At 68.2% G+C, this 26,624-nt stretch carries 25 protein-coding genes; 12 read left to right on the top strand and 13 right to left on the bottom strand.

Going from position 1 to position 26,624, the window contains the following annotated elements; genetic code table 11:
• Positions 1-31 precede the first annotated feature (31 nt).
• Entirely contained in the window at positions 32-574 is a 543-nt protein-coding gene (locus tag ACWPXK_RS12625; RefSeq protein WP_454196232.1) for an AMIN-like domain-containing (lipo)protein, read from the bottom strand.
• Positions 575-792: 218 nt separating this feature from the next.
• On the opposite strand from ACWPXK_RS12625, the gene ACWPXK_RS12620 reads away from it, so the two are divergent.
• The 4 genes from ACWPXK_RS12620 (at position 793) to ACWPXK_RS12605 (ending at position 4,933) form a co-directional block, all read left to right on the top strand.
• Positions 793-1,767 carry a dipeptidase gene (locus tag ACWPXK_RS12620; RefSeq protein ID WP_454196231.1) on the top strand — a complete coding sequence of 325 codons (975 nt, stop codon included), beginning with the start codon at positions 793-795 and terminating at the stop codon, positions 1,765-1,767.
• Between the two features lie 506 nt (positions 1,768-2,273).
• Positions 2,274-3,674 carry a dihydrolipoyl dehydrogenase gene (lpdA, locus tag ACWPXK_RS12615; RefSeq protein WP_454196230.1) on the top strand — a complete coding sequence of 467 codons (1,401 nt, stop codon included), beginning with the start codon at positions 2,274-2,276 and terminating at the stop codon, positions 3,672-3,674.
• Between the two features lie 5 nt (positions 3,675-3,679).
• Complete coding sequence (locus tag ACWPXK_RS12610; RefSeq protein WP_454196229.1) at positions 3,680-4,111, top strand: hypothetical protein; 432 nt, start codon at positions 3,680-3,682, stop codon at positions 4,109-4,111.
• Between the two features lie 120 nt (positions 4,112-4,231).
• Positions 4,232-4,933, top strand: a complete 702-nt coding sequence (locus ACWPXK_RS12605; protein ID WP_454196228.1) for a polysaccharide deacetylase family protein — start codon at positions 4,232-4,234, stop codon at positions 4,931-4,933.
• 368 nt (positions 4,934-5,301) lie between these two features.
• On the opposite strand, the gene ACWPXK_RS12600 is transcribed toward ACWPXK_RS12605, so the two are convergent.
• Both ACWPXK_RS12600 and ACWPXK_RS12595 read right to left on the bottom strand, forming a co-directional pair.
• Positions 5,302-5,718 (bottom strand): PPOX class F420-dependent oxidoreductase, encoded by a 417-nt coding sequence (locus tag ACWPXK_RS12600; protein WP_454196227.1) that lies wholly within the window; start codon positions 5,716-5,718, stop codon positions 5,302-5,304.
• A gap of 46 nt (positions 5,719-5,764) precedes the next feature.
• The gene (locus ACWPXK_RS12595; RefSeq protein ID WP_454196226.1) at positions 5,765-6,166 is read right to left on the bottom strand and encodes a winged helix-turn-helix transcriptional regulator; all 402 of its coding nucleotides are present in this window, start codon (positions 6,164-6,166) and stop codon (positions 5,765-5,767) included.
• A gap of 98 nt (positions 6,167-6,264) precedes the next feature.
• Here ACWPXK_RS12595 and ACWPXK_RS12590 point away from each other — a divergent pair, with 98 nt between their 5' ends.
• The gene (locus tag ACWPXK_RS12590) at positions 6,265-7,116 is read left to right on the top strand and encodes an SDR family oxidoreductase (protein ID WP_454196225.1); all 852 of its coding nucleotides are present in this window, start codon (positions 6,265-6,267) and stop codon (positions 7,114-7,116) included.
• A 75-nt stretch (positions 7,117-7,191) separates the two neighbouring features.
• On the opposite strand, the gene ACWPXK_RS12585 is transcribed toward ACWPXK_RS12590, so the two are convergent.
• Positions 7,192-7,569, bottom strand: coding sequence for a VOC family protein (locus ACWPXK_RS12585; RefSeq protein WP_454196224.1), 378 nt, complete (start codon positions 7,567-7,569; stop codon positions 7,192-7,194).
• Between the two features lie 132 nt (positions 7,570-7,701).
• On the opposite strand from ACWPXK_RS12585, the gene ACWPXK_RS12580 reads away from it, so the two are divergent.
• Complete coding sequence (locus tag ACWPXK_RS12580) at positions 7,702-8,487, top strand: TetR/AcrR family transcriptional regulator (protein WP_454196223.1); 786 nt, start codon at positions 7,702-7,704, stop codon at positions 8,485-8,487.
• A 203-nt stretch (positions 8,488-8,690) separates the two neighbouring features.
• On the opposite strand, the gene ACWPXK_RS12575 is transcribed toward ACWPXK_RS12580, so the two are convergent.
• Positions 8,691-9,224, bottom strand: coding sequence for a carboxymuconolactone decarboxylase family protein (locus ACWPXK_RS12575; protein WP_454196442.1), 534 nt, complete (start codon positions 9,222-9,224; stop codon positions 8,691-8,693).
• A 228-nt stretch (positions 9,225-9,452) separates the two neighbouring features.
• Between ACWPXK_RS12575 and ACWPXK_RS12570 the strand changes: the two genes are divergently transcribed.
• The gene (locus tag ACWPXK_RS12570) at positions 9,453-10,328 is read left to right on the top strand and encodes an NERD domain-containing protein (protein ID WP_454196222.1); all 876 of its coding nucleotides are present in this window, start codon (positions 9,453-9,455) and stop codon (positions 10,326-10,328) included.
• Between the two features lie 3 nt (positions 10,329-10,331).
• Here the strand turns inward: ACWPXK_RS12570 and ACWPXK_RS12565 are convergent, their stop codons facing one another.
• The 6 genes from ACWPXK_RS12565 to urtA form a co-directional block, all read right to left on the bottom strand.
• Positions 10,332-11,027, bottom strand: coding sequence for a GntR family transcriptional regulator (locus tag ACWPXK_RS12565; protein WP_454196221.1), 696 nt, complete (start codon positions 11,025-11,027; stop codon positions 10,332-10,334).
• Between the two features lie 8 nt (positions 11,028-11,035).
• Positions 11,036-11,728 carry an urea ABC transporter ATP-binding subunit UrtE gene (gene urtE / locus ACWPXK_RS12560; protein WP_454196220.1) on the bottom strand — a complete coding sequence of 231 codons (693 nt, stop codon included), beginning with the start codon at positions 11,726-11,728 and terminating at the stop codon, positions 11,036-11,038.
• A 2-nt stretch (positions 11,729-11,730) separates the two neighbouring features.
• Complete coding sequence (urtD, locus tag ACWPXK_RS12555) at positions 11,731-12,543, bottom strand: urea ABC transporter ATP-binding protein UrtD (RefSeq protein ID WP_454196219.1); 813 nt, start codon at positions 12,541-12,543, stop codon at positions 11,731-11,733.
• Positions 12,540-13,679, bottom strand: coding sequence for an urea ABC transporter permease subunit UrtC (gene urtC / locus ACWPXK_RS12550; protein ID WP_454196218.1), 1,140 nt, complete (start codon positions 13,677-13,679; stop codon positions 12,540-12,542). The genes urtD and urtC overlap by 4 nt, the downstream gene beginning before the upstream one ends.
• Entirely contained in the window at positions 13,676-14,560 is an 885-nt protein-coding gene (gene urtB, locus ACWPXK_RS12545; RefSeq protein WP_454196217.1) for an urea ABC transporter permease subunit UrtB, read from the bottom strand. Before urtB ends, urtC begins: the two co-directional genes overlap by 4 nt.
• Positions 14,561-14,724: 164 nt before the next feature.
• Positions 14,725-15,996, bottom strand: coding sequence for an urea ABC transporter substrate-binding protein (urtA, locus tag ACWPXK_RS12540; protein WP_454196216.1), 1,272 nt, complete (start codon positions 15,994-15,996; stop codon positions 14,725-14,727).
• 373 nt (positions 15,997-16,369) lie between these two features.
• Between urtA and ACWPXK_RS12535 the strand changes: the two genes are divergently transcribed.
• Complete coding sequence (locus ACWPXK_RS12535; protein ID WP_454196215.1) at positions 16,370-18,199, top strand: acyl-CoA dehydrogenase; 1,830 nt, start codon at positions 16,370-16,372, stop codon at positions 18,197-18,199.
• Between the two features lie 201 nt (positions 18,200-18,400).
• On the opposite strand, the gene ACWPXK_RS12530 is transcribed toward ACWPXK_RS12535, so the two are convergent.
• Positions 18,401-19,243, bottom strand: coding sequence for a TetR/AcrR family transcriptional regulator (locus tag ACWPXK_RS12530; protein ID WP_454196214.1), 843 nt, complete (start codon positions 19,241-19,243; stop codon positions 18,401-18,403).
• A 98-nt stretch (positions 19,244-19,341) separates the two neighbouring features.
• Here ACWPXK_RS12530 and ACWPXK_RS12525 point away from each other — a divergent pair, with 98 nt between their 5' ends.
• Positions 19,342-20,550: an MFS transporter gene (locus tag ACWPXK_RS12525; RefSeq protein WP_454196213.1), complete on the top strand. Its 1,209-nt coding sequence runs from the start codon at positions 19,342-19,344 to the stop codon at positions 20,548-20,550.
• Positions 20,551-20,703: 153 nt separating this feature from the next.
• On the opposite strand, the gene ramB is transcribed toward ACWPXK_RS12525, so the two are convergent.
• Positions 20,704-22,110 carry an acetate metabolism transcriptional regulator RamB gene (gene ramB / locus ACWPXK_RS12520; RefSeq protein ID WP_454196212.1) on the bottom strand — a complete coding sequence of 469 codons (1,407 nt, stop codon included), beginning with the start codon at positions 22,108-22,110 and terminating at the stop codon, positions 20,704-20,706.
• A 96-nt stretch (positions 22,111-22,206) separates the two neighbouring features.
• Between ramB and ACWPXK_RS12515 the strand changes: the two genes are divergently transcribed.
• From ACWPXK_RS12515 to ACWPXK_RS12505, 3 genes are all read left to right on the top strand, one after another.
• On the top strand, positions 22,207-23,718 hold the full coding sequence (locus ACWPXK_RS12515; RefSeq protein WP_454196211.1) for an ATP-dependent DNA ligase: 1,512 nt from the start codon (positions 22,207-22,209) through the stop codon (positions 23,716-23,718).
• 332 nt (positions 23,719-24,050) lie between these two features.
• Positions 24,051-25,307 carry a lipase family protein gene (locus tag ACWPXK_RS12510; RefSeq protein WP_454196210.1) on the top strand — a complete coding sequence of 419 codons (1,257 nt, stop codon included), beginning with the start codon at positions 24,051-24,053 and terminating at the stop codon, positions 25,305-25,307.
• 88 nt (positions 25,308-25,395) lie between these two features.
• Positions 25,396-26,616 carry an anion permease gene (locus tag ACWPXK_RS12505; RefSeq protein WP_454196209.1) on the top strand — a complete coding sequence of 407 codons (1,221 nt, stop codon included), beginning with the start codon at positions 25,396-25,398 and terminating at the stop codon, positions 26,614-26,616.
• Positions 26,617-26,624 lie beyond the last annotated feature (8 nt).

Genomic DNA, 26,624 nt, shown 5'->3' with positions numbered 1-26,624 from the left:
CCACATTGTTGCCGAGCGGCGCAAGCCGGGTTCACCAGGAGTGTGCGACGTCGACCACGATGCGCGATCCGCTGCCCGGTCCAGGGAGGGTGTGCACCTGGAACGGCAACCGGGCGCGCACGCCGAGCCCGACCGTGGTCTGGCCCTCGAAGGAGCCCGCCCAGGCCACCTGGCGGAAGGTTCGGTAGTCCCGCACGTCGGCGAGCTCGGCCCGGTCGCCGGGGTGGTAGGTGGCGTTGTACGCGTCGTCGTGAGCAGGGGCGTTGAGGATGATGCTCAGCGCCGCGCCGCCGCGCAGCGGGACGAGCGCGCCGGAGCCATCCATGACGACCCGCTCGACATAGCCGACGTGGTACCCGGTGACCGGTCCGGCGATGTCGAACACCAGCCGGTCGAAGCATTCGTGCCGCCCGGCGCGCACGCCGGTGAGCGTCGCGACCGGTCGGACCTGGCTCGTCTCGGGTATCGAACCCCACGCCGAGGTGCACTCCGGCGCGGCTGACGCGGGGCTGGACGCGATCCAGAGACCGGCGAATGTCACGAGGGAAACAAACAGCAGAAGCAAGCGACGCATGGTCGCACCGCCTTCGTAGGCACGAGGGATGAACTACTGGGTGAATCGGCCGCCACGGACTCGCTGTTACGCATGGGAATGCCGAAATGCGTTGGGGAACTTGGGCGATCGGCCGTCGCACGCGGTCCGGCGCCTCGGAATTTGCTGCACACCGCCCACTGGCCGACCTTGGCAGTAGGATCGCTGCTCCAAGGCCGAGCCGACCAGGAGGTTCGAGGTTGCCGCCGTTTCTCTGGGAACAGCACTGCTGTCTGCCGCTGTCGCCCGCGGCGCGGATCGGCGACCTCGCGCGCTACCTGGCCGGGTCGTACCTGTCGGTCAACGTCGGGTATTCCCGCCAGTCGACCGCCGACTCCCTTGCGCTGCTGCATCGATTTCGCCGGGATGCCTTGGCGGACGGTCGGTTTCGTCTCGTCCGCACGGTGGATGAGGTCGGCGCCCCCGAGACGATCGCGCTGGCGTTCGATCTCGAGGACGCCGGGCCGCTCGGCGGTGATCTGGACAATGTGGCGCGGTTCTACGAACTCGGCGTGCGATCGCTGCTGCCCGCCTACAACCACGCCAACGCCGCGGGCTGCGGGTGCTTGGACACCGAGGACACCGGGCTCACGAGGTACGGCCGCGACCTGATCCACGCGCTCAACGAGGTCGGGATGTTCGCCGACGGGTCGCACTGCTCACGCCGATCCGGCCTGGAGCTCGCGGAACTGAGCGCCGTCCCGATGATCTACAGCCACTCGAACTTCGCCGCGCTGTGCGACCACCCGCGCAACATCACCGACGAGCAGGCGCGGGCCTGTGCCGCGACCGGCGGCGTGATCGGGATCAATGGCGTGGGAATCTTCTTGGGACCCAACGCGGCCGATGAGCGTGCCGAGCGGATCGAGGCGATGGCGCGGCATATCGAGTACGGCGCCGAGCTGGTCGGCATCGAGCACATCGGAATCGGGTCGGACTACTCCTTCGACGCCGAGGACTTCAACGCCGAGCTACGGCAGAACCCGGGCGCGTTCTCGGAGTCGTACACCAGGTGGGGTCCGCTGCAGTGGGTTCCGCCGGAAGACCTGCTCGGCGCCGCCGAGGTGCCCGGCCTGGACGAGGTACTGGCCGGGCGCGGCTTCAGCGCGGCGGACCGGGCCGCGGTGTTCGGCGAGAACTTCCGGCGGATCGCCGCGCAGGTGTGGCGGAACTGATCACGCCAGCCGCACCGCATCTTGCCGATGTCCGCGCCGGATAGGGCACCGATGACCCGCGCCGCCGGTGGCCTCGCCCGCCCGGCGCCGAGCGGTGCTGCGACGGCGAGCCCGGCTCCCGGGCTCCCGGTCGTCGTCTCGGCGAGCAATTCCCACAGGCGGGTCAGCGAGGGCAGTGGAATGCGGTTCCTCGTCAACGCCACGTCGTCGACGCGGGGATGGCGGCCAGACGATCGGCTCTGGTTCCCGTGGCCGAGACGACGGCGCGGACGAGCCGGGTCAGGTGCGTGGAAGCGGTCCCCGTCCATCGGATCGGGCAGTGCGTCCGTGGCGCTTGGCGGGGGTGCCGAGACCGGGTCGGCACAGCTGTTCACGCGGCATGCTAGCCCTGCGGATCTACCACGTTCTTCCCGCTCACGGGAAGTTTTCTGGTGGGTGTGGCCCACGACTCATTGTTGTGGGGGACCGGTGGGTGAAGTTTGCCCGGCGGCGTTAGGCTCGGTCTCGTGACTTCCCATTACGACGTTGTCGTTCTCGGTGCCGGTCCAGGCGGTTACGTCGCCGCCATCCGTGCGGCACAGTTAGGCCTCCGTACCGCGATCGTCGAGCAGAAGTATTGGGGTGGGGTGTGCCTCAATGTCGGCTGCATCCCCTCCAAGGCGCTGCTGCGGAATGCGGAACTGGCACACATCTTCACCAAAGAGGCGAAGACCTTCGGCATCTCCGGCGAGGCGACCTTCGACTTCGGCGTCGCCTTCGACCGCAGCCGCAAGGTCGCCGACGGCCGGGTCAAGGGCGTCCACTTCCTGATGAAGAAGAACAAGATCGACGAGTTCGACGGCAAGGGCACCTTCACCGGCCCGAACTCGCTCTCGGTCGAGCTCACCAAGGGCGGCACCGAGACGATCACGTTCGACAACGCGATCATCGCGGCGGGCACCGTCACCAAGCTGCTGCCCGGCACCCAGCTCAGCGCGAACGTGGTCACCTACGAGGAGCAGATCCTCACCCGTGACCTGCCCGGCTCGATCCTCATCGTCGGCGCGGGCGCGATCGGCATGGAGTTCGGTTACGTCCTGAAGAACTACGGCGTCGACGTGCGCATCGTCGAGTTCCTCGACCGCGCGCTGCCGAACGAGGACGCGGACGTCTCCAAGGAGATCACCAAGCAGTACAAGAAGCTCGGCGTCACCATCACCACCGGTGCCGCCGTGCAGTCCATCGAGGACGACGGCGCCAAGGTCACCGTCTCGATCAAGGACAACAAGACCGGCGCGATCGAGACCGTCACCGTCGACAAGGTGCTGCAAGCCGTCGGCTTCGCGCCGCGGGTCGAGGGCTACGGCCTGGAAACCACCGGCGTGCAGCTCGAGCGCGGCGCCATCGCGATCGACGACTACATGCGCACCAACGTGCCGCACATCTACGCCATCGGCGACGTCACCGGCAAGTTGCAGCTCGCGCACGTCGCGGAGGCGCAGGGCGTGGTCGCGGCCGAGACGATCGCGGGCGCGGAGACCGTCACCCTCGGCGACTACCGGATGATGCCGCGCGCCACGTTCTGCCAGCCGCAGGTCGCCAGCTTCGGCCTGACCGAGCAGCAGGCCCGCGACGAGGGCTACGACGTGAAGGTCGCGACCTTCCCGTTCACCGCCAACGGCAAGGCGCACGGCCTCGGCGACCCGACCGGTTTCGTCAAGCTCATCGCCGACGCCAAGTACGGTGAGCTGATCGGTGGGCACCTCATCGGCCCGGACGTCTCCGAGCTGCTGCCCGAGCTCACCCTCGCGCAGAAGTGGGACCTGACGATCAACGAGCTGACCCGCAACGTGCACACCCACCCGACGCTCAGCGAAGCCCTCCAGGAAGCCTTCCACGGCCTGGCCGGTCACATGATCAACTTCTGATCCGCGTGTCTTCCTCGAACGGCCCGGCCAGGGCGGTCATGCCCCAGGCCGGGCCGTTCGCGCGGTTGCTGCTCGGCGCCGTGCTCGGCGTATGTGTCACGCTGGCGATCGTCCTCGCGGACACCGGCCTGCACCGGTTCGAGGCGGTGCAGCGCATGGCGCAGCCGGAGCACGTCGAGTATCCCGAGGACACCGCGACCCATTACGTGGGCATCGTGCGGAAACGCAGCCGGCTGCTCGGCCGTCACCAGACCTACGAGGTGTACACCGGCCGATCCCCCGATCTGAGCTACGGACATTTCGTCGAGATCGCCATCACCGGCGTCGAGCGTCCAGTCCTGCGGGAGGCGGACTGGCGGCCGGAAGGCGTGCGCATCCGATTCGAATCGGGCCACGAGTTGTTCGTTCCCGCGGAGAAATTCCTCGGCGGACGCTGAGCGGGACCGCCCGTGCCGTCTCGCGGGCGGCGAGCGTCTCGTCTTCTCGGCCAAGGGCTTCCGCGCCGGTAGGAACTTCGGAAGTCGGCGTCGGCGCCGGTGGTCTGCTATACAGCGAGCATGCTTCGTAGGTGGCTGATCGGAAGTGTGCCGGTGCTCGTCGTCGTGGTGCTGCTGGCAACGGGCACCTACTACCTGATGAACGCCCGCACGTTCCAGTTGGCCGGTCATGTGGTGAGCAGGGTGAACACCGACGCGAAAGTAGTTGCGCTGACCTTGGACGACGGCCCGACCAACCGTGCGCCCGAGGTGCTGAAAGTTCTCGCCGATGCTCAGGTTCCGGCCACCTTCTATCTGAACGGCCGTGATCTCGCCGCGCACCCCGAGCACGGCACGGCCATCGCCGCGGCAGGCCACGAGATCGGCAACCACACCTATTCACATCGGCGGATGGTCTTCGTCACCCCCGGCACGGTCCGCGACGAAGTGGAGCGTACCGACGCCGAGATCATGAAAACCGGCTACGTCGGACCGATCACCTTCCGGCCGCCCTACGGCAAGAAGCTCCTGATGCTGCCGCGTTATCTGGCCGAGCACGACCGGGTCACCGTGATGTGGGATGTCGAACCCGATTCCGGGAAGAACGCCACCGCGGACGGGATCGTTGCCGAGACCATCGACAAGGTCCGCCCCGGCTCGATCATCCTCTTGCATGTCATGCACGGAAGCACCGCCACACTCGACGCCATCCCGCGCATCGTCGCCGAATTGCGTTCCGCGGGATACCACTTCGTCACCGTCACCGACTTGATGTCCCGCTGACCGGATCGGCACCCGCGGGCAACGGGGCATAGGCCTGGCCAATGCCGCTGAACAGGTGGCCGATTCGATGATCGCCGAGCAGTAGCGGCGGCTTTCCGCCGTCGCGGTGAGCAGGCCCAAGTGCTGCGCGAGGCTGCTCGTCGCGCGCCGACGGCGGCAAGGTACCTGCGATCGGCAGCCCGTCCACGGCGCCGAACTGGTGGCCGAGCTGCTGCTCGGCTGGTACCACGCACCCGTCCGCCGCAGCTGGGGCGCGCGGTGCTGGTCCAACGGCCAGCGGACTGGTCGTGTTCCGCCGTCACCGCTATCGGGCGACCGAACAAGTCTCTCGGTTCGACGCCGAGCGCCCTGGTGCGGTGCCCGGCGGATCAGAGCATGCCGTAAGCGTGGGTCGGTGTGAACAGGACCAGGGCGCGGCGATCGGCGACCATCGCGTTGCGGTATTCGTCCCAGTCGGGGTGTTCGCCGGAGGCGGCGCGGTAGTAGTCGACGAGCGCGTCGACCGTGGGATCGTCGGGGGCGGCGGCGACCGGTGTGAGTTCCACCGTGCCTTCCAGTACGGCGTAGGCGAAGAAGTCGTCGCGGGTCACGTGTAATGCCGCCCATGGGTCGCGGACCAGGTTGCGGTACTTCGCGCGGTCGGCGGTGATGGAGATGCGGATGCGGCCGTCGGCGCCGACGACGTGCAGCACGTTGGACAGTTGCGGGCGTCCGTTGCGGCGGATCGTGGTGAGTACCGACCTGCGGTGGTCGCGCGCGAAATCGACTGCGGCGGCGAGTTCCATGCTCGTGTAACCCGCGATGACGCCGGACTCTTCCCGATGGCGTGAGTCAGTCGCGGTGATAGGCCGCCTGCGCCTCGCGCACGAGCGGCATGTTCGTCTCCAGCACCTGGATGAGTGCTTCCAAATGCGCGGCCACCTCGGCGCCCAGTTCGGTGAGGGTGTATTCGACGCGCGGCGGGATGGTCTCCAGTACCTCCCGGTGCACCATGCCGTCGCGCTCGAGCGCCTGCAAGGTTTGCGACAGCATGCGTTCGCTGACGCCGTCCACCCGGCGGCGCAGTGCGCTGAATCGATACGGACCCTCACGCAGCGCGACCAGCGCCAGAGTGCCCCAGCGGCTGGCCACATTCTGCAAAACCGGCCGTGAGATGCAGTTCCGGGCGAATACATCGGCTTCCAGCGTGGGGTCGTCGTCGGCCTCGACCGGGACGGTGCGCTGGGTTGTCATGACCGCCATGGTACCCAACTTGACCGCAGTAGCGGCGAAGGGCATAGTGCTTACGAATAGTTAGTACTAGTAAATCCGTACACAACTTGGAGGTAATTATGACCGTCGCGGTGACCGGGGCCAGTGGACAACTGGGCCGACTGGTGGTGGAGGCGCTGTTGCGTCAGGGATCGACGGACGTCGTCGCGATCGCGCGCGATCCGCAGAAGGTGGCCGATCTGGCCGCGCGGGGCGTTGACGTCCGGCGGGCCGACTACGGCGACGCGGCGGCGCTGGACCGGGCGCTCGATGGCGTCGACCGGGTGCTGCTGATCTCGGGCAACGAGTTCGGTGCGCGAGTGGCCCAGCACGCCAACGTTATTCGTGCCGCCGAGCGTGCCGGCGTCGAACTGCTCGCCTACACCAGCATCCCGGGTGCGACGGACAACCCGCTGATTCTCGCCCAAGAGCACAAGGGGACCGAGGCGGTGCTCGCCGAGTCGACCGTGCCGTACGCTCTGCTGCGCAACGGCTGGTACTGGGAGAACTACCTGGGCGGCCTCGAGCACGCGGTGCGCTCGGGTGTGCTGCACGGCGCCGCGGGCGAGGGCCGCGTGGCGGGTGCGGCACGCGCCGACTATGCCGAGGCGGCCGCCAGGGTGCTCACCACGGATGGGCACGCAGGCCGGGTATACGAGCTCGGTGGCAGCGAATCGCTCACCTATGCCGAACTGGCGCAGGTTATTTCGGAGGCTGCGGGTAAGCCTGTGCGCTACCAGGATCTGTCGGAGGACGACTACGCTGCCGCGCTGGCTGGGGCGGGGCTGCCCGCCGAATACGCCAGGGCCCTCGCCGATGCCGACACCGGCATCTCGCAGGGCATTCTCGACGTGCGCTCCGGCGATCTGGAAAAGCTGCTGGACCGTCCTGCCACTCCGGCTGTCGACGTCTTCCGCGCGGCGCTCGGCTGAGACCCGCAACCCGACGACGAACACAACACAGAACGGCGCGGATCCCGCGAAGGGATCCGCGCCATTCGCGTGGGCTCACACCCACTGCACCAACTGGATGATGATCCCGTTCGGATCACTCATCTGGAAGTACCGCTCGCCCCATTCCTCGGTTTCGATGGGCGTCACGATCGGCACTCCTTCGGTTTGCAGCCGGGCGTACTCGGCATCGATGTCGTCGACGACGAAGACGACGAGCAGGCCCTCGCCCGCGCTGCCCGCCGCGCTCTTCGGCTTGAAGGTCGCCAGCCCGGTGCGCAGGTAGATGACGTTCATCCCGGCGTCGGGCCGCTCCAGCGAGACGAATCCGTCGGCCGACATCTTCTCCTCGAACCCGAGGTGGTCGATCAGGAACTTCGCCGAGGCGCCGGGGTCGGGGACGTTGAGTGAGATGGCGGAAGCGGTGATGTTCATGGGTCTCCCTTGGGCGTCGGCGGTCAACTCTGTACTATGTACGCTATACTTTGTAGAGAAATTTCCGTGCGGGCGCACTGTGATCTGAATCACGTGGATACCATCGGATTTCCATCAGGTGAGGAGGCGGCGGTGGGACAGCCGAAGGAGCGCAGCGGCGCGGGCGACCCGGTGCGCACGCTAGAGCTGCTCTGGCGGATCCCGGCGAGTTCCGGCGCCGTCCGGGGGCCGAAGCAACGCAGCAGTGTCGAGGCGGTTGTCGCCGCGGCGATCGAGATCGCCGACGCGGAAGGCATCGGCGCGCTGACCATGCGTGCGGTCGCCGCCGAACTCGGCCTGACGCCGATGGCCACCTACACCTACGTGCCGGGGAAGGCCGAGCTGGTCGAGCTGATGCTCGACACCGTCTACGCGCGGATGGAACGTACCGACCTGACCGGCTTACCGTGGCGCGAACGCGTCACCCGCGTCGCCGCCGAGAACCGGAGTCTGCTGGCGCGGCATCCGTGGGTCGCCTACCTGCCGACCACCCGTCCGCCGCTCGGTCCGGGCCTCGCCGCGAAATACGACCACGAGCTGCGGGCATTCGACGGTCTCGGACTGGACGACGTCGCCATGGACGCCGCGCTGACGTTCGTGCTCGGTTTCGTCACGTCCGTCGCCCGCATAGCCATCGACGCCGAGCGCGCGGCGGCCGACAGCACCATGTCGGACCGGCAATGGTGGGAGCGGGCCGCACCGGTGCTGGCCCAGGTTTTCGATGCGGAGCGCTATCCGCTCGCCGCGCGCGTCGGCGCGGCCGCGGGCCAGGCGCACGACGCCGCCTACAGCGCCGACCACGCCTACGAATTCGGCTTGGCGCTGGTGCTGGACGGTCTCGCCCGGCGCATCGAGGGCCCCCGCGCCGCGGACCGCTAGACGTACCCGCCTTCGCTCCGGCCGTGCGCGGGCTCGGAGACGGACTTCGCCGACAGCGCCCTTATGCGGCTGCCTCGCCTGCGTCCGGCCCGGTGCATGAGCGGGTTTCTCGAGGCTGCGCTCGTCCCGGGGTGTGGGCCGGTTTCTCGCCCCTCCGCCCGGCTCGGCGCGGGCTGTGGACGTACTTCGTCGGGCTGCGCCTGTCAGACGCCGTCGCGCTGGATGCGCAGCGCGGTGATGGTGGCGGCCAGGCCCTCGTATTGATTGATCAGCAGGACGATTTCGATCAGGCTGCGCTCGTCGTAGTGCTTGGCCAGCTCGGACCAGGCGTCGTCGTCGATGTCGCGTTTCTCCACGAGCTGGTCCACCGCGGTCAGCAGCGCATGGTGCTTGTCCGACCAGCCCGCGGCGACGGGTCCGCTGCGCAGCCGATCGAGGATCTCGGCGGTCACCCCGACCCGCCTGCCGAGCCGGATGTGATGGTCCATCTCGTAGTCGCACCCGCGCAGATGCGCGACGCGGATGATCACCAACTCGGATTCGTGGCGCGGCAACCGCCCGCCCGGCATCAGCCTGCCCGAGTAGTGCAGCCAGCCGCGGAACAGGCCCTTGGTGCGGCCGAGCGTGCTGAACAGATGCGCGTCGTCGGTGCCGGCGGCACGGGAAAGTACCTGCCAGGCAACCCAATTGACTGGACCGAGTTCCCGGAGTCGCCCGGGAGAGATGCGTGGTTGCAGCACTGAAACCATGCTGGGACGCCTCCTCGCGTGCTGGTACGGCCGGCGTCGGTGCCAGGCCGTATATCGAGGGTACCCGGGCGTCAGCTCGAGGATGGGGGGATCATTCTTTTGCTTTCCAGTGGTTTTCGGGCCGGTACCCCGTCATCATCAGTACCGGTGCGGGTCGCCGCGGCCGCAGCGGGTTCCGCGGTGTCAGGTGTAGGCAACAGGTCGGCAGGGGAGCAGATGCTGGTGAGGATCAGGCCCGGAGCGGAGCTTTCCGGTGCCGAGCGGGAATTCGTCGCGTGCCTGCGGTCGTATCCGACGACCGGCCTCGCCGTGATCGACCTGGAGGCGGACAACCGGCGCGTGGACGCGGCGGTGTGGACGCCGCGGGGTCTCACCGTGCTGGAGGTGCACGGGTTCCGGCGCAGGCAGAGCGGCATCCTCAGCACGCCCGCCGACGGGCCATGGAAGATCAGTGACGCGCCGGTGGAGCTGGACGACCAGGATTCCGGAAGCCCCGCCGACCGCGTGGAGCACGGCATCTACGCGGTGAAGCACATGCTCCAGCGGGCCTTGCAGGATCCGGGACATATCAGCGGCGCCGTCGTGCTGGTTCCGTTCCGCGGCGCGGTGGTGCGCCCGGCGCGCACCAACCTGCGTGCCGGGTTGGACGTCGTCGTCGGCAACGTCACGGACGCGACCGAGCTGCGCATCTACCTGGAGGGTTTCTCCGCGGGACCGCGCAACTGGACCGTGGACCGCGTGATCGGTGCGTGCAACGCGCTCGGCCTCGCGGAGTTCGCCCCGTCCCGCGCCGAGCTGCTCGACGCGGGATTCGAGGAGAAGGCGCCGGAGCCGACGACGATGATCGCGCGTCAACCCGAACCGCGGGTCGAGCCGACCCCGGGCGTCGCGACGAAGAGCCAGGCCTACGCGGGCTGGTCCGTCGTGGTGGTCGCGGTGGTCGGCGTCCTGCTGGTGCTCGGTGTGATCGCCAGCGCGCTGGCGCAGGACTCGGCGCAGCCGACTCCCGCGACCGACACCACGACGAGTCCGACGCCATCGCCGCCGCCGTACCGGCCCGCCGAGTGCTGGCCGTTCCAGCCGAACTGCTGATCCTCAATCCCGCACGGCCCGGCCCAGTTTGGTGAGCCGCAGCGCGTGCTGCGCGCGGGCCAGCACATGCGTCCGGGAGGTGTCGATGTGGGCGGTGAGGGCCGCCGCCGCGGCGTCCACCGCGCCGGACAGCAGGTTTTCGGCGATCGCGATGTGTTCGGCGGTCATCGTGGCGATCCGTTCCGGGGTCGGCATGTCCAGCGTGCGCACCGGGCGCACGCGGACGTGTACCGCGGTGAGCGCGTCGGCGAGCGCGGCATTGCCCGCCGCGGCGAGCAGGGAAGTGTGGAACCGTTCGTCGGCGGCCACCAACGCGGGTCCCGGTTCGGGCGGGTTGTCGCGCAGCGCGCGCCAGGTGTCGAGTTCCGCGCGAACCAGGTCCATGTCGTGCGCGTGTTCCGGCGGCCGCGCCCGCTGGATGCCCCTGGCCTCCAGCACGATCCGCAGCTCGTAGAGGTGGTCGAGTTCGTCGAGCCGGGGACGGTACGGGTACAGGCCGTCGGAGAGTCGTTCGACCAGCCCGTCTGCTTGCAGCCGGGCCAGCGCCTCGCGCACGGGGGTGCGCGAGACCCCGTAGGCTTCGGCGAGGCGTTCTTCGCCGAGCCGTTCGGTCGGCACGAGGACTCCGGTGGCCAGATCCCGGCGCAGCGAGTCGTACACCTGCTCGCGCAACGGAATCCGACCCCTGTTGCGGGTCACGGCGGTGCTCAGATCGCCATCGCCGAGCGGACCGCGCTCCCGGCGCCGGAGCCGCCCGCGCCCGTGGCGGCCACCCGGCCGGATTGCAGGACGTAGTAGTGCTGGGCCGCCTGCAACGCGAACCCGATGTGCTGCTCGACCAGCAGCACGCTCAATCCGCCGCGCCGGGTGAGATCGATGATGGTGCGCTCGATCTCGGCGACCACCGACGGCTGGATGCCCTCGGTCGGCTCGTCGAGGATGAGCAGCTTGGGCTCGGTGATCAGCGCCCGCGCGATGGCGAGCTGCTGCCGCTGGCCGCCGGACAACAGGCCCGCCTTGCGGGCGAGCAGCTCGCGCAGCGCGGGGAACAGATCCAGTGACTCGTCGATCAGCGCCTTGCCCCGCTTGCGTCCGTCCGCGACGACCTGCAAATTCTCCGCGGTGGTCAATTGCGGGAAGCTCTGCTGCCCCTGCGGCACGTACGCGATGCCGCGGCGCACCCGTCGCGACGGGGACAGTTTGGTGATGGTCTCCCCCTCGAATGCGATCCGCCCCGATTTCGTGCCGATCAGGCCGACGGCGGTGCGCAGCAGCGTGGTCTTGCCCGCGCCGTTGTGTCCCATGATGGCGACCACGCTGTCGTCCGGGACGGTTACCGAGACGCCGTGGATCACCTCGGTGCGGCCGTAGCCGGAGTGGATATCGGTGAGTTCCAGCATCGCTATGCCCTTTCGCCTTCCAGCTCTGTCCCTACGGCCGCGGTGGTGCCGAGATAGACCTCTTGGACTTTCGGGTCCGCCTGCACCTGCTCGACGGTTCCCTCGCTGAGCACCTTGCCGCCCGCGAGGACGGTCACCGAGCTGGCGAAGGCGCGCATGAAGTCCATGTCGTGCTCGACCACCACGACCACGCGTTCGCCGCCGATGCGGCGCAGCAGGTTTCCGGTCTCCTCGCGTTCCTCCGCGCTCATTCCGGCGACCGGCTCGTCCAGCAGTAGCACCGACGCGTTCTGCACCAGCAGCATGCCGATCTCCAGCCACTGCTTCTGCCCGTGCGCCAGGACGCCAGCGGGTTTGTCGCGCAGGTCGGCCAGACCGGTGGTCTCCAGCGCCTCCTCGATGCTCGGCAGCACCGATTTGCGGCGGCGCAGCATGGTGAGCGCCGAGCGGCCCGCGCCCGCCGCGATGTCGAGATTCTGTAGCACGCTGAGCTGTTCGAAGACGCTCGCGGTCTGGAACGTCCGCCCGACGCCGAGCCGGGCGATCTGATGCACTTTCTTGCCGAGCAGTTCGACGCCGGTCTTCTGGGCCGAACCGGTCGCCGGAACGAGTCCGGTGATCGCATCGATGAGCGTTGTCTTGCCCGCGCCGTTGGGGCCGATCAGGAAGCGCAGGTCGCCCTGCAATACCGTCAGGTCGACGTCGGTGAGGGCCTTGAAGCCGTCGAAACTTACCGAGAGGCGGCGGATCTCGAGGTACTCGCTGGACATTCCGGCGTTGCCGCCGAGTTTGGGTTCGTGCGTCGTCTCGGTCATCGGGATTCCACTTTCTCGGTCGCGGGTTCCGGCAGCGTCTCGACCACCGCGGCAGAGGCCGGTGGACGCCGGAACCGGCCGTCCACCAGTCCCTTCACCATCGACCACAGTCCGGCCAGCCCGGCCGGGACGAAACCGACCACCACGATGAACAGCACGCCTTGCAGGTAGGTCCACCCGGACGGGAACTCCTCGGAGAACGCCGTCTGCGCCCAGGCCACCCCGATCGCGCCGAGCACCGGCCCGAGCAGGGTGGTGCGTCCGCCGATCGCGACGCCGATGAGGAACGCGATGGACGGGACGACGCCGATGTCGGCGGGGGAGATGATGCCGACGATCGGGGTGAACAGCGCGCCCGCGATGCCCGCGAAGAAGGCGGCGACCACGTAGGCGACGATCTTCACGCTCGCCGGGTCGTATCCCAGGAAGCGCACCCGCTCTTCCTGGTCGCGCACCGCGACGAGCAGTTCGCCGTATCTGCTGTGCATCAGCTGCCGCACCAGCGCGACCACCACCAGCAGTGTGGCCGCGGCGAAGAAGAACAGCATGCGCCGGTTCACCGGGTCGGACAGCTTGAAACCGAAGAACGCCCGGAAATCCGACAGGCCGGTGAACCCGCCGATGGCCTGCTGACCGGTCAGCAGAATGGCCAGCGCAGCGGCCAGTGCCTGGCTGAGGATGGCGAAGTAGGCGCCCTTCACCCGGCGCTTGAACACGCCGTACCCGAGTGCAGCCGCGACCAGCGCGGGCAGCACCAGGATGCCGAGCAGCGCCACCGGAGCCGACGCGAAAGGCCGCCAGAACGACGGCAGTTCGCGAATGCCCGCGATCTCCATGAACTCCGGTACGTCGTTGCCGAGCCGAGCCGCGTCGGCCATTTGCAGGTGCATGGCCATGATGTAGGCGCCGATGCCGAAGAACACACCCTGACCGAGGGTGAGCATTCCACCACGGCCCCAAGCCAATCCGATACCCACCGCGACGATCGCGAAGCAGAGGAATTTCGCCAGCAGATTGAGCCGGAAGTCGCTGAGCACCGCGGGAGCGACCGCGAACAACAGGACGGCGGCGACCGCGAACCCGGCCGGCGCGGTGAGCGAGGAGTGCGCGCGCCACCGTTGCACGAGTGTGGTCATGCCAGGCTCCTTGTCCGGACAGTGAACAGACCCTGCGGGCGGACCTGCAGGAAGATCACGATGATGACGAAGACGACGACCTTCGCGATGGACGCGGTGGTCGAGTATTCGATGTAGGAATTGAGCAGGCCGAGCGCGAACGCCGCGATCACCGTGCCCTTGATCTGGCCGAGTCCGCCGATGACCACCACCAGGAACGCATCGATCAGATAGCTCTGGCCGATGGTCGGACTGGTGGAACCGATCAGCGTGAGCGCGACACCGGCCACACCCGCCAGGCCCGAGCCGATGAAGAAGGTGCTGATGTCGGTGAAACGGCTGGAGACGCCGGAGGTTTCGGCCAAGCCGCGGTTCTGCACGACCGCCCGGATGCGACGGCCGAGCGGCGTCGTCTTCAGCACCGCGGCCAGCGCGGTCACCGCGACGACCGCCAGGATGAGAATGAAGATGCGCGTCTTCGGCACCACCGCGCCCAGGATCGTGACGCCGCCGCCGAGCCATTCCGGCGCGATGACGTTCTTGGCGGGCGCGCCGAAGATGTCGCGGGCCAGCTGTTGCAAGACCAGCCCGACGCCGAAGGTGACCAGCAGGGTGTCCAGCGGCCGGTCGTACATCCAGCGGATCAGGCCCATCTCCAGCGCCGCGCCCAGCAGTCCGCCGACGAGAAACCCGATCAGCAGGGAGACGACGAGCGACACTCCGGCCGACGAAATGACCTTCTGCACAACATAAGTCGTGTAGCAACCGGCCATGATGAACTCGCCGTGCGCCATGTTGATCACGCCCATCTGACCGAAGGTCAGCGAGAGCCCGAGCGCGGCGAGCAAGAGAATCGATCCCAGGCTCAGCCCCGTGAAGAGCTGTCCGATTACAACGTCCATGGGAGGAGACCTATATCTTTTGGCGGACTGATGTATTGCGGCACCCAAGTACCTGCGCTGCTGTCCGCGGCCCCCCTCATTGCTCGCTTCGAGCGACCGCCGCTGGCGACTTTCGTCGTGGCTACGGCGGCCACCCGAAGCTGGGCCGCGGACAGCAGCGTGGCCTACTTCAGGCCCTTCGCCCAGTCGTAGGACTTCAGGTACGGGTCCGGGGTCACCGACTTGCCGGAGTCCCAGACGGTGTAGATGAGGCCGTCGGGGCGGATTTCGCCGATGCGGGCGGTCTTGGTGATGTGGTGATTCGAGCCATCGATGGTCACCAGACCCTCGGGGGCTTCGAAGCTCACGCCATCGGCGGCGGCCTGAATGTCCTCCACCTTGAACGACTTCGCCTTCTCGACGGTGTTCTTCCACAGGTAGACCGACGCGTAGGCGGCTTCCATGGGGTCCGAGGTCGGCTTGTCGGCGCCGAACGCGGCCTTGTAGTCGGCGACGAACTTCTTGTTCACCGGGGTGTCGACGGTCTGATAGTAGTTCCACGCGGTGAGCTGGCCCGCGATGTTCTGCGCGCCGATGCCCGCGACCTCCTCCTCGGCGATGGACACCGAGATCACCGGCATCTCGGCGGCTTTCAGCCCCGCGCTGGTGTACTCGCGGAAGAACGCGACGTTGGAATCGCCGTTGAGGGTGTTGAACACCGCGCCCGCCTTGGCGGTGCGGACCTTGTTCACGATGGTGGAGAAGTCGGTGGAGCCGAGCGGGGTGTAGTCCTCGCCCTTGATCTCGATGCCGTTGGCCGCGGCGTAGGCCTTGATCTCGCGATTGGCCGTCTGCGGGAAGACGTAGTCGCTACCGACCAGGTAGAGCGACGTGATGCCCTTCTGCTTCAGGTAGTCCAGCGCCGGGATGATCTGCTGGTTGGTGGTCGCGCCGGTGTAGAAGATGTTCTTGCTGTCCTCCAAGCCCTCGTACTGCACCGGGTAGTAGAGCAGCGAGTTGAGGCTTTCGAACTTCGGCTTCATGGCCTTGCGGCTGGAGGAGGTCCAGCCGCCGAACACCGCGGCGACGCAGTCGGAGCTGATCAGCTTCTCCGCCTTCTCCGCGAAGGTCTTCGGGTCCGAGGCGCCGTCCTCCAGCACCAGCTCGATCTTCTTGCCGAGCACGCCGCCCGCGGCGTTGATCTGGTCGACGGCCAGCTTGGTGGAGTTGGCGACGGTGACCTCGGAGATGGCCATCGTGCCGGACAGCGAGTGCAGCGAACCGACCTTGATCGCGTCCTTGGACGTGTCCACGCAGGACATGGCGTTCGAACCGGTCGAGGCGTCGTCCTTGGCGCCGCAGGCGCTCAGCAACAGGCCGGCGAGCGCGACCGCGGTCGGTACCGCCATCGCCTTGACCAAGCGCCGATGGCGCGGGATGGCACGGGAATCTGACATGGGGCGGACCCTTCTCCTCATCAGGTGTGCGGCGGCGCTGGGTTCGCGACGCACCGAATACCCGCGGCTTTTACCCGGTCACGGCGGTACACCGGGCTGTATACAACCGCTGTATTCGTGATGCGAACGGTAGACAGAAGTTGTTGCGCCGGAATATCTCTCGATGACGAGTCCGTTTCGTCTGTTTCGCGCGTGTGAACCTTTGCGGTGAACGGTCGGTGAACGGTTGTGAGGTCTTGGCAAACCCGCTGGCCGTCGCGGCGCTGGCTACGGTTGCGTAGCGTCGCCGCGATGCGGCACGCTTCGGTTCGTACGACGTCGGAACCGTCTGTCCCGGCGGCGCCTGCCGCGGACTCGAGTCGAGGAGGACGAGATGGGCCACTACAAGGCGAACCTGCGGGACATCGAGTTCAACCTTTTCGAGGTGCTCCAGCTGGACAAGCTCCTCGACACCGGCGCCTACGGCGACCTCGACTCCGACACGGCCCGGGAGATCCTGGCGGAGGTCAGACGGCTGGCGGAGGGCCCCGTCGCGGACTCCTTCGCCGCGGCCGACCGGGAGCCGGTGGTGTACGACGCGACCACCTTCTCGATCTCGGTTCCGGAGCCGCTGCGCAAGACCGTCGCCGCCGTGCGCGAGTCGGGCTGGAGTCGTCTGGGCATGCCGGAAGGTGTGGGCGGCACCAGTGCGCCCGCGGCGCTGGTGTGGGCGGTCGCCGAGATGATCACCTGCGCCAATCCCTCGGCGTCGTTCTTCAACATGGGCTCGGTCATGGCGTCGGTGCTGTACAACGTCGGCACCGAGCAGCAGAAGCACTGGGCGACGCTCGGCTTCGAGAAGGGCTGGCAGGGCACCATGGTGCTGACCGAGCCGGACGCGGGCTCGGACGTGGGCGCGGGACGGACCAAGGCGATCCGGCAGGAGGACGGCTCCTGGCACCTCGAGGGCGTCAAGCGCTTCATCTCCGGCGCCGAGGTCGGTGACACGGCGGAGAACGTCTTCCACCTGGTGCTGGCCCGGCCGGAGGGCGCGGGGCCGGGCACCAAGGGCCTGTCGCTGTTCTACGTGCCGAAGTTCCTGTTCGACCCCGAGACGCTGGCACTCGGCGACCGCAACGGCGTGTACGTCACCGGAGTCGAGCACAAGATGGGCCTGAAGTCCTCGCCCACCTGTGAGGTGACGTTCGGCGGCAGCGGCGTGCCCGCCAAAGGCTGGCTGGTCGGCGAGGTGCACAACGGCATCGCGCAGATGTTCCAGGTGATCGAGAACGCGCGCATGATGGTGGGCGTCAAGTCCGCGGGCACGCTGTCGACCGGCTACTTGAACGCGTTGGACTACGCCAAGGAGCGGGTCCAGGGCGCCGACCTGACCCAGATGACCGACAAGGCCGCGCCGCGTGTGACCATCATCCGCCACCCGGACGTGCGGCGCTCGCTGGCCATGCAGAAGGCCTACGCCGAGGGCCTGCGCGCCGTGTACCTGTACACGGCCGCGCACCAGAACGCCGATGTGGCACAGCATGTTTCCGGCGCCGGACCCGATCTGGCGCACCGGGTGGACGATCTGCTGCTGCCGATCGTCAAGGGCGTCGGTTCCGAGCGGGCCTACGAGTACCTGACCGAGTCGCTGCAAACGGTGGGTGGCTCGGGCTATCTCCAGGACTATCCGATCGAGCAGTACATCCGGGATGCGAAGATCGACTCGCTGTACGAGGGCACCACCGCCATCCAGGCGCAGGACTTCTTCTTCCGCAAGATCGCCCGCGACCGCGGCGTCGCGCTGGGCCACGTCAACGCGCAGATCGCGGCGTTCCTGGACACGAAGACCGGTCGGTTCGACACCGAGCGCGAACTGCTGCGCACCGCGGCGATGGACGTGCAGGCGATGGCGGCCACGCTCACCGGCTACCTGATGGCCGCGCAGCAGACGCCCGCCGAGCTGTACAAGATCGGCCTCGGCTCGGTGCGCTTCCTGCTCGCGGTCGGCGACCTGCTCATCGGCTGGCGACTGCTGGTGCAGGCGGAGATCGCCGCCGCGGCCCTGGCCGCGGAGGCGCCGGAGAAGGACCGCGCCTTCTATACCGGAAAAGTCACCGTGGCCAGCTTCTTCGCCAAGAATGTGCTGCCGAACCTGACCGCGGTGAAAGGGATCATCGCCGCGCTCGACAACGACATCATGGAATTGGACGAGGCCGCGTTCTAGCTCTCGTCACCCGCCACCCGAGCTTGTCACCAGGGACCTCGACCGTCGCGCCGCGAGCCGACGGTCGAGGTCGGTGGCTGTGCGGGCCGTCCGCGATGGGATTCGGGCGCTGACCGCGGTGGGGTCCACTGCTCGGCAGGGTCGCTCATGGCGCTCGTTCCGCAGTGTCCGCCGCCGACGGCCGGGACTGGTGCTGTGCGGTCAGGCGTCAGGGTCGGCCAGCAATTTGAGTACGACCGGGCGCGACAGCGTGCCGGAGACCTGCCTGGCCAGCTGGTTGGCGCTCGCGCCTACGGCGTGGGCCGCGCGCAGGGCGGTGGCGAGTTCGTCGCGGGCGGCTTCGGCGGCGGCTTGGGCCGCACGCAGCCGAGCTGCGGCCCGGTCCACGTCCGACTGACCCACGCTGCTGGTCAAGTCATTGACCAGCTCCACTTCCGGGAGGCGCCCGCCGTGCTCGCCCACGGACGAGTCGCGTCGCATCGCGGCCCTGGCGAACTCCATCAGGAACCGCCGGGTGCCGTCGGTGTCCTCCGCGGCCTCACCCAGCAGCAGCCTGGTGGTCTGCGGCACCGCGAGCGACCAGTTGGCCAGGCCGCAGAGAGCGAGCAGCAGGCGGCCCGCGTTGTCGGAGTCCACGTCGAATTGCTCTTGGGCACGGTCTGATTTGCGTACGTAGTGCTGGGCCCGCCAGCCGTCGATGTCGTGCGCGTCCGCGCCGCGGTGCAGCGCCTCCCACAGCATCAGCCGCAGCAACTGCGGATTGTTCCTGTGGTAGTCGAACAGCTTCCCGACGTACCCGCCGGGTTCGGTGTCGGCCAGCGGTTCCACCACGGTGATGAACTCGCGCAGGGTCTCGATCAGGATGACGTCGAACAGCTTGTCCTTGCTGCCGAACAGCCCGTAGATGCGCTCCTTGTTGACGCCCGCCGCCTCCGCGATGCGGTCGACCCTGGCGCCGGCCAGCCCGTACTGCGCGAATTCGTCGCGGGCGGCGCGCAACAGGGCCTGCCTGGTCGCGTCACTGCGTTTCATCGTGGCCGTCATGGCGAACACTTTACCAGCTCATTAAACCAACTATTTGGTTGACATCGTGCCGCCAACGGACTTACCTTCGACGCATGGCAATGCCCATAGTTCAGCCCATGGCCGACACGTCGGCCGTGACGCGCACCCCAGGCGCGTCATCCAGTGCCCACACCCGGCGCACCCTCCCCTTCTTCGTCCTCTCCGCCCTCCTGGCCACCGGCCAGATGTACGTCCCCATCCCGCTGTTCACCGCCATGAAAGCCGACTGGGGCGTCGGCTCGGCCGTAATGACCTGGATCATCAGCGCGTTCGCTTTCGGATACGCGGGCGGCTTCGTCCTGTTCGGTCCGCTCTCCGACCGCTACGGTCATCGGCGGGTGCTGGTCACCGGAATGCTGGTCACCGCGGTGGTCACACTGTTGACCGGATTGGCGTTCAGTGCGCCGCTGGCCGTCGGCCTGCGCGTCGTCCAAGGCCTGGTGGTCGGCTCGATGCCGCCCGCGATCATGGCCTATGTGGCCACCCGTCTGGACCCGGCGCACCGTGCCGTAGCCACGATGTCGGTGTCGACGGCGTTTCTCGCGGCGACGGTGGTCGCGCAGATCGTGTCGCAGGCGATGGTCAGCGCATTCCCTTGGCGCACCGTATTCATCGCCTCCGCAGTCGTTTTCGCCGGTATGGCGCTGGTGTTGCGCTCGATGCTGGTCGCTGACGCCCCGGCTGGGCGGGACCGGCCGTTGCGCCACAGCTACGCCGCCATCCCCGCGGTGCTGCGCATCCGGCCGCTGCTACCGCTGCTGCTCGCGGGTGCGATGAGCATGGCCGCGATGGTCGGCGTGTACACCGGCCTCGAATTGACCGGAGTGATCGAGAGTCCGGGGGAACTGCTCGCGCTGCGCGCCGGCGCGCTGCCGGTGATGATCGCGCTGCCCTTCGTCGCGGTCCCGCTGGCCAGGCTGTCCAAGCACCGCCAGATCGTGCTGGGCGTGCTGATCGCCGCGTCCGCGATGGTGGTCGCGGCCTTCGGAGGCACGCATCCGGTCGTGCTGACCGTCCTGCTCGCCGTCCTGGTCGGTGGCGTCGGCGTCGTCGCTCCCGCGGTATTGCAGAGCGCGGGCGAACTGGGTGGCGAATCCCGCGCCGCCGCCATGTCGGTGGCGATGTTCAGCTTCTACGTGGGCGCCACCATCGGTCCGCTCGTCGCCGCGGCCGCGGCGCCCTACGGATTCGCGGTGCTCGCCTCGATCTTGGCGCTGCTGCTCGTCGCAGCCCTCGGTATGACGGTGGTCGGCCTGAATAGTCGGCGGGCGGTAGAGCCAGCCTGACCGAACATGCTCTCCGGCCGGTACCGCTCCTGCGATACCGACCGGACGGTCAGGCCGAGCTATCGGTCCGCCTCGTCGGATTCACTTGGCGGTCCACGAGTCAGTTGACTACGGATTACCCGAGTTCGGGACTTACATCGACGTGGCGGGCGGCTACTTCAACACGTACGGCGAGACCGAGCTGCGGTGTTCGCTGATGTCGAGCACCTTGCCCAAGGGTGGGAACGCGCGCTGCGGGCAGTTGGCCCGCTCGCATACCCGGCAGCCCGCGCCGATCGGTGTCGGCTGCACTTCGTCGAGATCGATGCCGTCGGCGTAGATCACGCGGCTCGCGTGGCGCAGCTCGCAGCCGAGGCCGATGGCGAAGGTCTTGCTCGGCTGGCCGTAGCGGGTGGCGCGGCGTTCCACCGTGCGGGCCACCCACAGGTACTTGCGGCCGTCGGGCATCTGGGCGATCTGCGTCATGATCTTGCCTGGGTAGGCGAAGGTCTCGTAGACGTTCCACAGCGGGCAGGTCCCGCCGCTGGAGGAGAAGTGGAAACCGGTGGCGGACTGGCGCTTCGACATGTTGCCGGCCCGGTCGACCCGGACGAACGAGAACGGGACGCCGCGCAGCGACGGTCGTTGCAGCGTGGAGAGCCGGTGGCAGATGGTCTCGTAGCTCTGGGTGAAGAACGCCGACAGCCGCTCGATGTCGTAGCGGAAATCCTCGGCGACCTCGTGGAAGTGCGTGTACGGCAGCACCGTCGCCGCCGCGAAGTAGTTGGCCAGGCCGAGCATGGCCAGCTTGCGGGCGTCCTCGGAGGCGAAATTGCCCTCCTCGACCAGTTTCTCCAGCAGGTCACCGCATTCGAAGTAGGCCAGCTCGGCGGCCAGCTTGAAGGTGCGCTGCCCACCGGACAGATGCGGGGCGATCTCCAGGCCCCGGGTCTTCGGGTCGTAGCGGTGCAGTACGCCCTCGCCGAGATCGATGCGTTCGATGATCCGCACGTCGTGCGCGCGCAGCATCCTGGCGACCTCGCTGTTCACGTCGCCGCCGTGGAAACGGATGCGCGCGGTGAGCTCTTCGGCGGCCGTGTCCAGCTCGTGGATGTAGTTCTGGCGCTGATAGAAGTAGTCGCGCACTTCCTCGTGCGGCTTGCTGATCGCCGCGCTGCCCGCGCCGTCGGCGAACCGGTCCTCGGTGGCCGCGGCCAGCTGCGCGGAGGTGTTGCGGTAGCGGTTGTGCATGTTGACCAGCGCGCGGGCCATGCTCGGATGCGCCGAGACGATGTCCGCGATCTCCTGGGCATCGGCCTCGATACCCAGCTCCTGGTCCATGACCACCTCTTGGAGCTCGGCGATGAGCCGGGTGTCGTCCTGGGCGGCGAAGAAGGTCGCGTCGACGCCGAACACGTCGCTGATCTTCAGCAGCACCGGTACGGTCAGCGGGCGCACGTCGTGTTCGATCTGGTTGAGGTAGCTCGCCGAGATCTCCAGCTGCTGTGCCAGCGAGACCTGGCTCAGCCCGCGTTCGGTCCGCAGCTGACGCAACCGCGCTCCGACGTAAGTCTTGGCCATGCGCCCAGCCTATGGGCGGTTTCGCATCCGTGCCAATGCAGGATTAGCACTCGGGTCGCCGCACGTGTGTCATACCTCACGGCTACCGTCGGCAGGGTGTTGTTCTCGGATGTCGTCCTGGCCTCGGAGACCGTTCGGGCGACCAGGTCACGAAAGACGAAGATCGCCACGTTGGCGGGGCTGCTGACGTCGGCCGCGCCGCAGGAGCTGGCGCCGGTGGTCGCCTGGGTGTCCGGTGAACTGCCGCAGGGCCGGATCGGGACGGGCTGGCGCACACTCGCGGCGCTGGATCATCCACCGGCGGCCGCGGCGACGCTGACGGTGTCCGCGGTGCATGCCGCGCTGACCGATCTGGCCGAGACCTCCGGCTCCGGCTCGGCGGCCCGCCGCAAGGAACTGCTCACGGCGCTGTGGTCCGCCGCCACCGCGGATGAGCAGGGCTTTCTGCTGCGCCTGCTGACCGGGGAGTTGCGCCAGGGCGCGCTGACGGCGGTCGTCGCCGAAGCCGTGGCGATCGCCGCCGACGTGCCCGCCGACCTCGTTCGCCGTGCCTACATGCTGTCGGGCCAGTTGCCGGTCACCGCCACGGCCGCGCTGACCGGTGGCGCCGCCGCGCTCGCCGAGTTCCGGCTCGAGGTCGGTCGTCCTATCCAGCCCATGCTCGCCTCGCCCGGCGCGACGCTGGACGAGGCGCTGCTCGAATTCGAGGGCGAGGTGAGCGTCGAGCACAAGTTGGACGGCGCCCGCATCCAAGTACATCGGAATGGGGATGAGGTCCGGGTGTTCACCAGGACGCTGCGCGACATCACCGCGGGCGTCCCGGAGCTGGTCCACCTGGTCGCCGGTCTGGACTGCACGAGCGTGGTGCTGGACGGGGAGACGCTCGCGCTCACCGACGCCGGGCGCCCGCGCCCGTTCCAGGAGACCATGAGCCGCTTCGCCGAGGTGACTTCCACGCGCGAACTGCTGCTGCACCCGTACTTCTTCGACTGCCTGCATCTGGACGGCCGGGACCTGCTCGACGCTCCGCTGGCGGAGCGCCGGGCCGCGCTGACGAAAGTGGCGGGCGAGCACAGCATTCCCGCGCTGCTGCGGCCGGATGCCGAGGCGGCCGCCGAATACTTCGACGGCGCGCTCGCGGCAGGGCACGAGGGCGTGATGGTCAAGTCGTTGACCGCGCCGTACGCGGCGGGCAGGCGCGGCCAGGCCTGGCAGAAGATCAAGCCGACGCACACCCTCGACTTGATCGTGCTCGGCGCGGAGTGGGGCTACGGCCGCCGCACGGGCTACCTGTCGAATCTGCACCTCGGTGCCCGCGATCCGGACACGGGCAACCCCGTCATGGTGGGCAAGACCTTCAAAGGACTCACCGACGCGCTCCTGCACTGGCAGACCGCCGAATTCCCGCGGCACGAGCGATCCCGCGATCAGCACACCGTCTACCTGTGGCCGCGGCTGGTCGTCGAGATAGCCCTCGACGGGGTCCAGGTCAGCCCGCGCTATCCCGGCGGCGTCGCCTTGCGCTTCGCTCGCGTCGTGCGCTATCGCCCGGACAAGGAACCCGCCGAAGCCGACACCATCGACACCGTTCGCGCCCTTTTGCCCTGAGCGTCCTCTTCTCGACACCGAAGGTGTGAGGCGATGCTCACCCGCTTCCACCGTCGGCGTCATGCGCGGCCAGCTATGCCGTGGTCACGGCGTGCGGCTCGTTAACGGGTGCGGTCGTGGGGAGCACGGAGGCGCCGACGGAGTCGAACTGCGGTGCGTTGTCGACGCGACTCGCGAAGCGAAACGCGCCCGATCGGCCGAGGGCGCGTGTCGGGCGTGCGAAGCCTCTCGAGCCACTGTAAGTATGGGCAGCGCAAGGTTCCGGATGGCCGCCACAATGCATTGGTCCGGCCGGTTCGTGCTTCCGGACAAGGAATCGGCGGGTGGGTGGGATGATGCGAAAGTTGCTGCGTGGGCGGTCTGCCCGAGTGCTGGTGGCGCTGCTCGGCGCCGTGGCCGTGAGTGCGGTCGGGACGCCTGCGCAGGCGAATCCGATCGAGCAGTTTGTCACGCCCTCGCGTGAGTACAGCGGCATTCTGCCCACGCCGCTGGGCGATCCGTTCTACACGCCGCCGCCGGAGTTCGAGAGCCGGCCTCCCGGAACGGTCCTCGCATCCCGTCCGGGCGGCACCGGCCTGACGCTGTTCCCGTTGACCTCGACCGAACTGCTGCTCCGATCCACCGACGCCAAGGGGCGCCCGGTCCCGGTGGTCGCGACGCTGCTGGTGCCGAAGACGCCGTGGACCGGGCCGGGGCCGCGCCCACTGTTGTCGTTCAACGCCGCCATCGATTCGCTCGGGCATCGGTGCGCGCCGTCCTACGAGCTCAGGAGCGAGCTGTCGGCCAAGCTGTGGGCCGCCCAGATTCCCTTGTCCAAGGGCTACGCCGTGCTCGTGCCGGACCATCAGGGCCCGCGGCAGGCGTACGGGGCGGGTGTGATGGCCGGGCACGCGGTGCTCGACGCGATCAGGGCCGTGGTGGCAACCCCGGACTTCGGCATGCGGCCGGACACGCCGACGGTGGTCACCGGATACTCCGGTGGCGCCATCGCGAGCGGGTGGGCTGCCCAGTTGGCGCCGCAGTACGCGCCGGAGCTGAATCTCGTCGGTGCCGCGTTCGGCGGTGTCCCCGCCGACTTCGGCATGCTGCTGGACACCATGAACGGCCGCAACCTCGCGTCCGGGGTCTTCCTGGCCGCGACGCTCGGGCTGGCGCGGGAGTACCCGGAGATGCTCGGGTTGATGAACGACAACGGCTGGCGGCTGGCCCAGATCGGCAAGGACTTCTGTATGTCCGCGCAGGAGTTCGCCGGGGTGGTCGCGCCGATTCCGGTGCAGGTGCTCACCGACGCGGCCGCACCCACCGACCTGCCGGTGATCAAGGAGATCCTGGCCGCCAATCGGTTGGGCGCTGCCGCGCCGACGGTGCCGGTGTTCCTCTATCACGCCACGCACGATCCGTGGGTGCCCCTGGCCGGCGCGGAGAATCTCTACGCGGACTGGTGTCGCGCAGGTACACCGGTTGATTTCCAGGTCTACCTCGGCGAACACTTCGTGGTCGGGCTCAGCGGTATCCCTGGCGCTACCACGTGGATCGACGATCGCTTCGCAGGTCGGCCGGTAGCCTCCGGCTGCACCCGATCCGGCTGAGCAGGGCGAACCAGGTTAGCCCAGCCTGGACGAACGACTCGCGGCAACCAGGCGGCAGTCGAATTCGACGGTGCTTCACACTGGAGGCGTGACCGTCGAACTACTGGTTCTCCTGATCGTCATCGGCACGGCGCTCGTCTTCGACTTCACCAATGGATTTCACGACACTGCCAATGCCATGGCGACCTCGATCGCCACTGGAGCGCTCCGGCCGCGCGTCGCCGTCGCGCTCTCGGCGGTGCTGAACCTGATCGGCGCGTTCCTGTCCGTCGCCGTCGCCGCGACCGTGGCCAAGGGGATCGTCCGGCTCGACGCGGTGTCGGGTCACGACCTGCTCGTCATCGTGTTCGCCGGTCTGGTCGGCGGGATTCTGTGGAACCTGCTCACCTGGTTGTTCGGGTTGCCGTCGAGTTCTTCGCACGCGCTGTTCGGCGGTCTGATCGGCGCGACGCTGGCCGCGCTCGGCTGGAGCGGCGTGATCTGGGCGTCCGGTTCGGACGGCGTCGTCACCAAGATCATTCTTCCCGCGGTGCTCGCCCCGATCGTCGCCGCGCTGGTCTCGGCGATCGGCACCTGGCTGGTCTACCGGATCACCAGGGGCTCCGCCGAGGACAAGGTCACCGAGGGCTTCCGCTGGGGCCAGATCGGCTCCGCCTCGCTGGTCTCGCTGGCGCACGGCACCAACGACGCGCAGAAGACGATGGGCGTGATCTTCCTCGCGCTCGTGGCGCACGGGACGCTCACCAAGAACGACGAGATGCCGCTGTGGGTGATGGCCGCATGTGCCGTGGCGATCGCGGCCGGCACCTATCTCGGCGGCTGGCGGATCATCCGGACGCTCGGCAAGGGTCTGGTCGAGATCGACTCACCGCAGGGCTTGGCGGCCGAATCCGCCTCGGCGGCGATCATCCTCACCTCGGCGCACTTCGGGTTGCCGCTGTCCACCACGCAGACCGCGACCGGTTCGATCCTCGGCACCGGCCTCGGCAAGGGCGCGGAGGTGCGGTGGGGCGTGATGGGACGAATGGTGGTCGCCTGGTTGCTCACCCTGCCGCTGGCCGGGGTGGCCGGGGCGATCTGCTGGGCCATCGCGCACGTCATCGGCGGGCTGGCCGGCGTGCTCGTGGTCTTCGGCATGCTGATCGTGCTGTCGGCGCTGATGTATCTGCGGTCGCGGCGCGACCCGGTGCACACCGGGAACGTCAACGAGTGGCCGGGCGACAGTACGGATCCCCAGGCGGTTGCGGAGGAGCCCGCTGACGGCGGCCCGGCGGCGTCCTCGAACTCGACCCATTCGGCCCAGGTGTAGGAGGACCA

This window comes from Nocardia sp. Marseille-Q1738, from assembly GCF_965283145.1.
The sequence above is the reverse complement of the archived record's forward strand: the minus strand, read 5'-3'. Positions and strand labels throughout refer to the sequence as shown.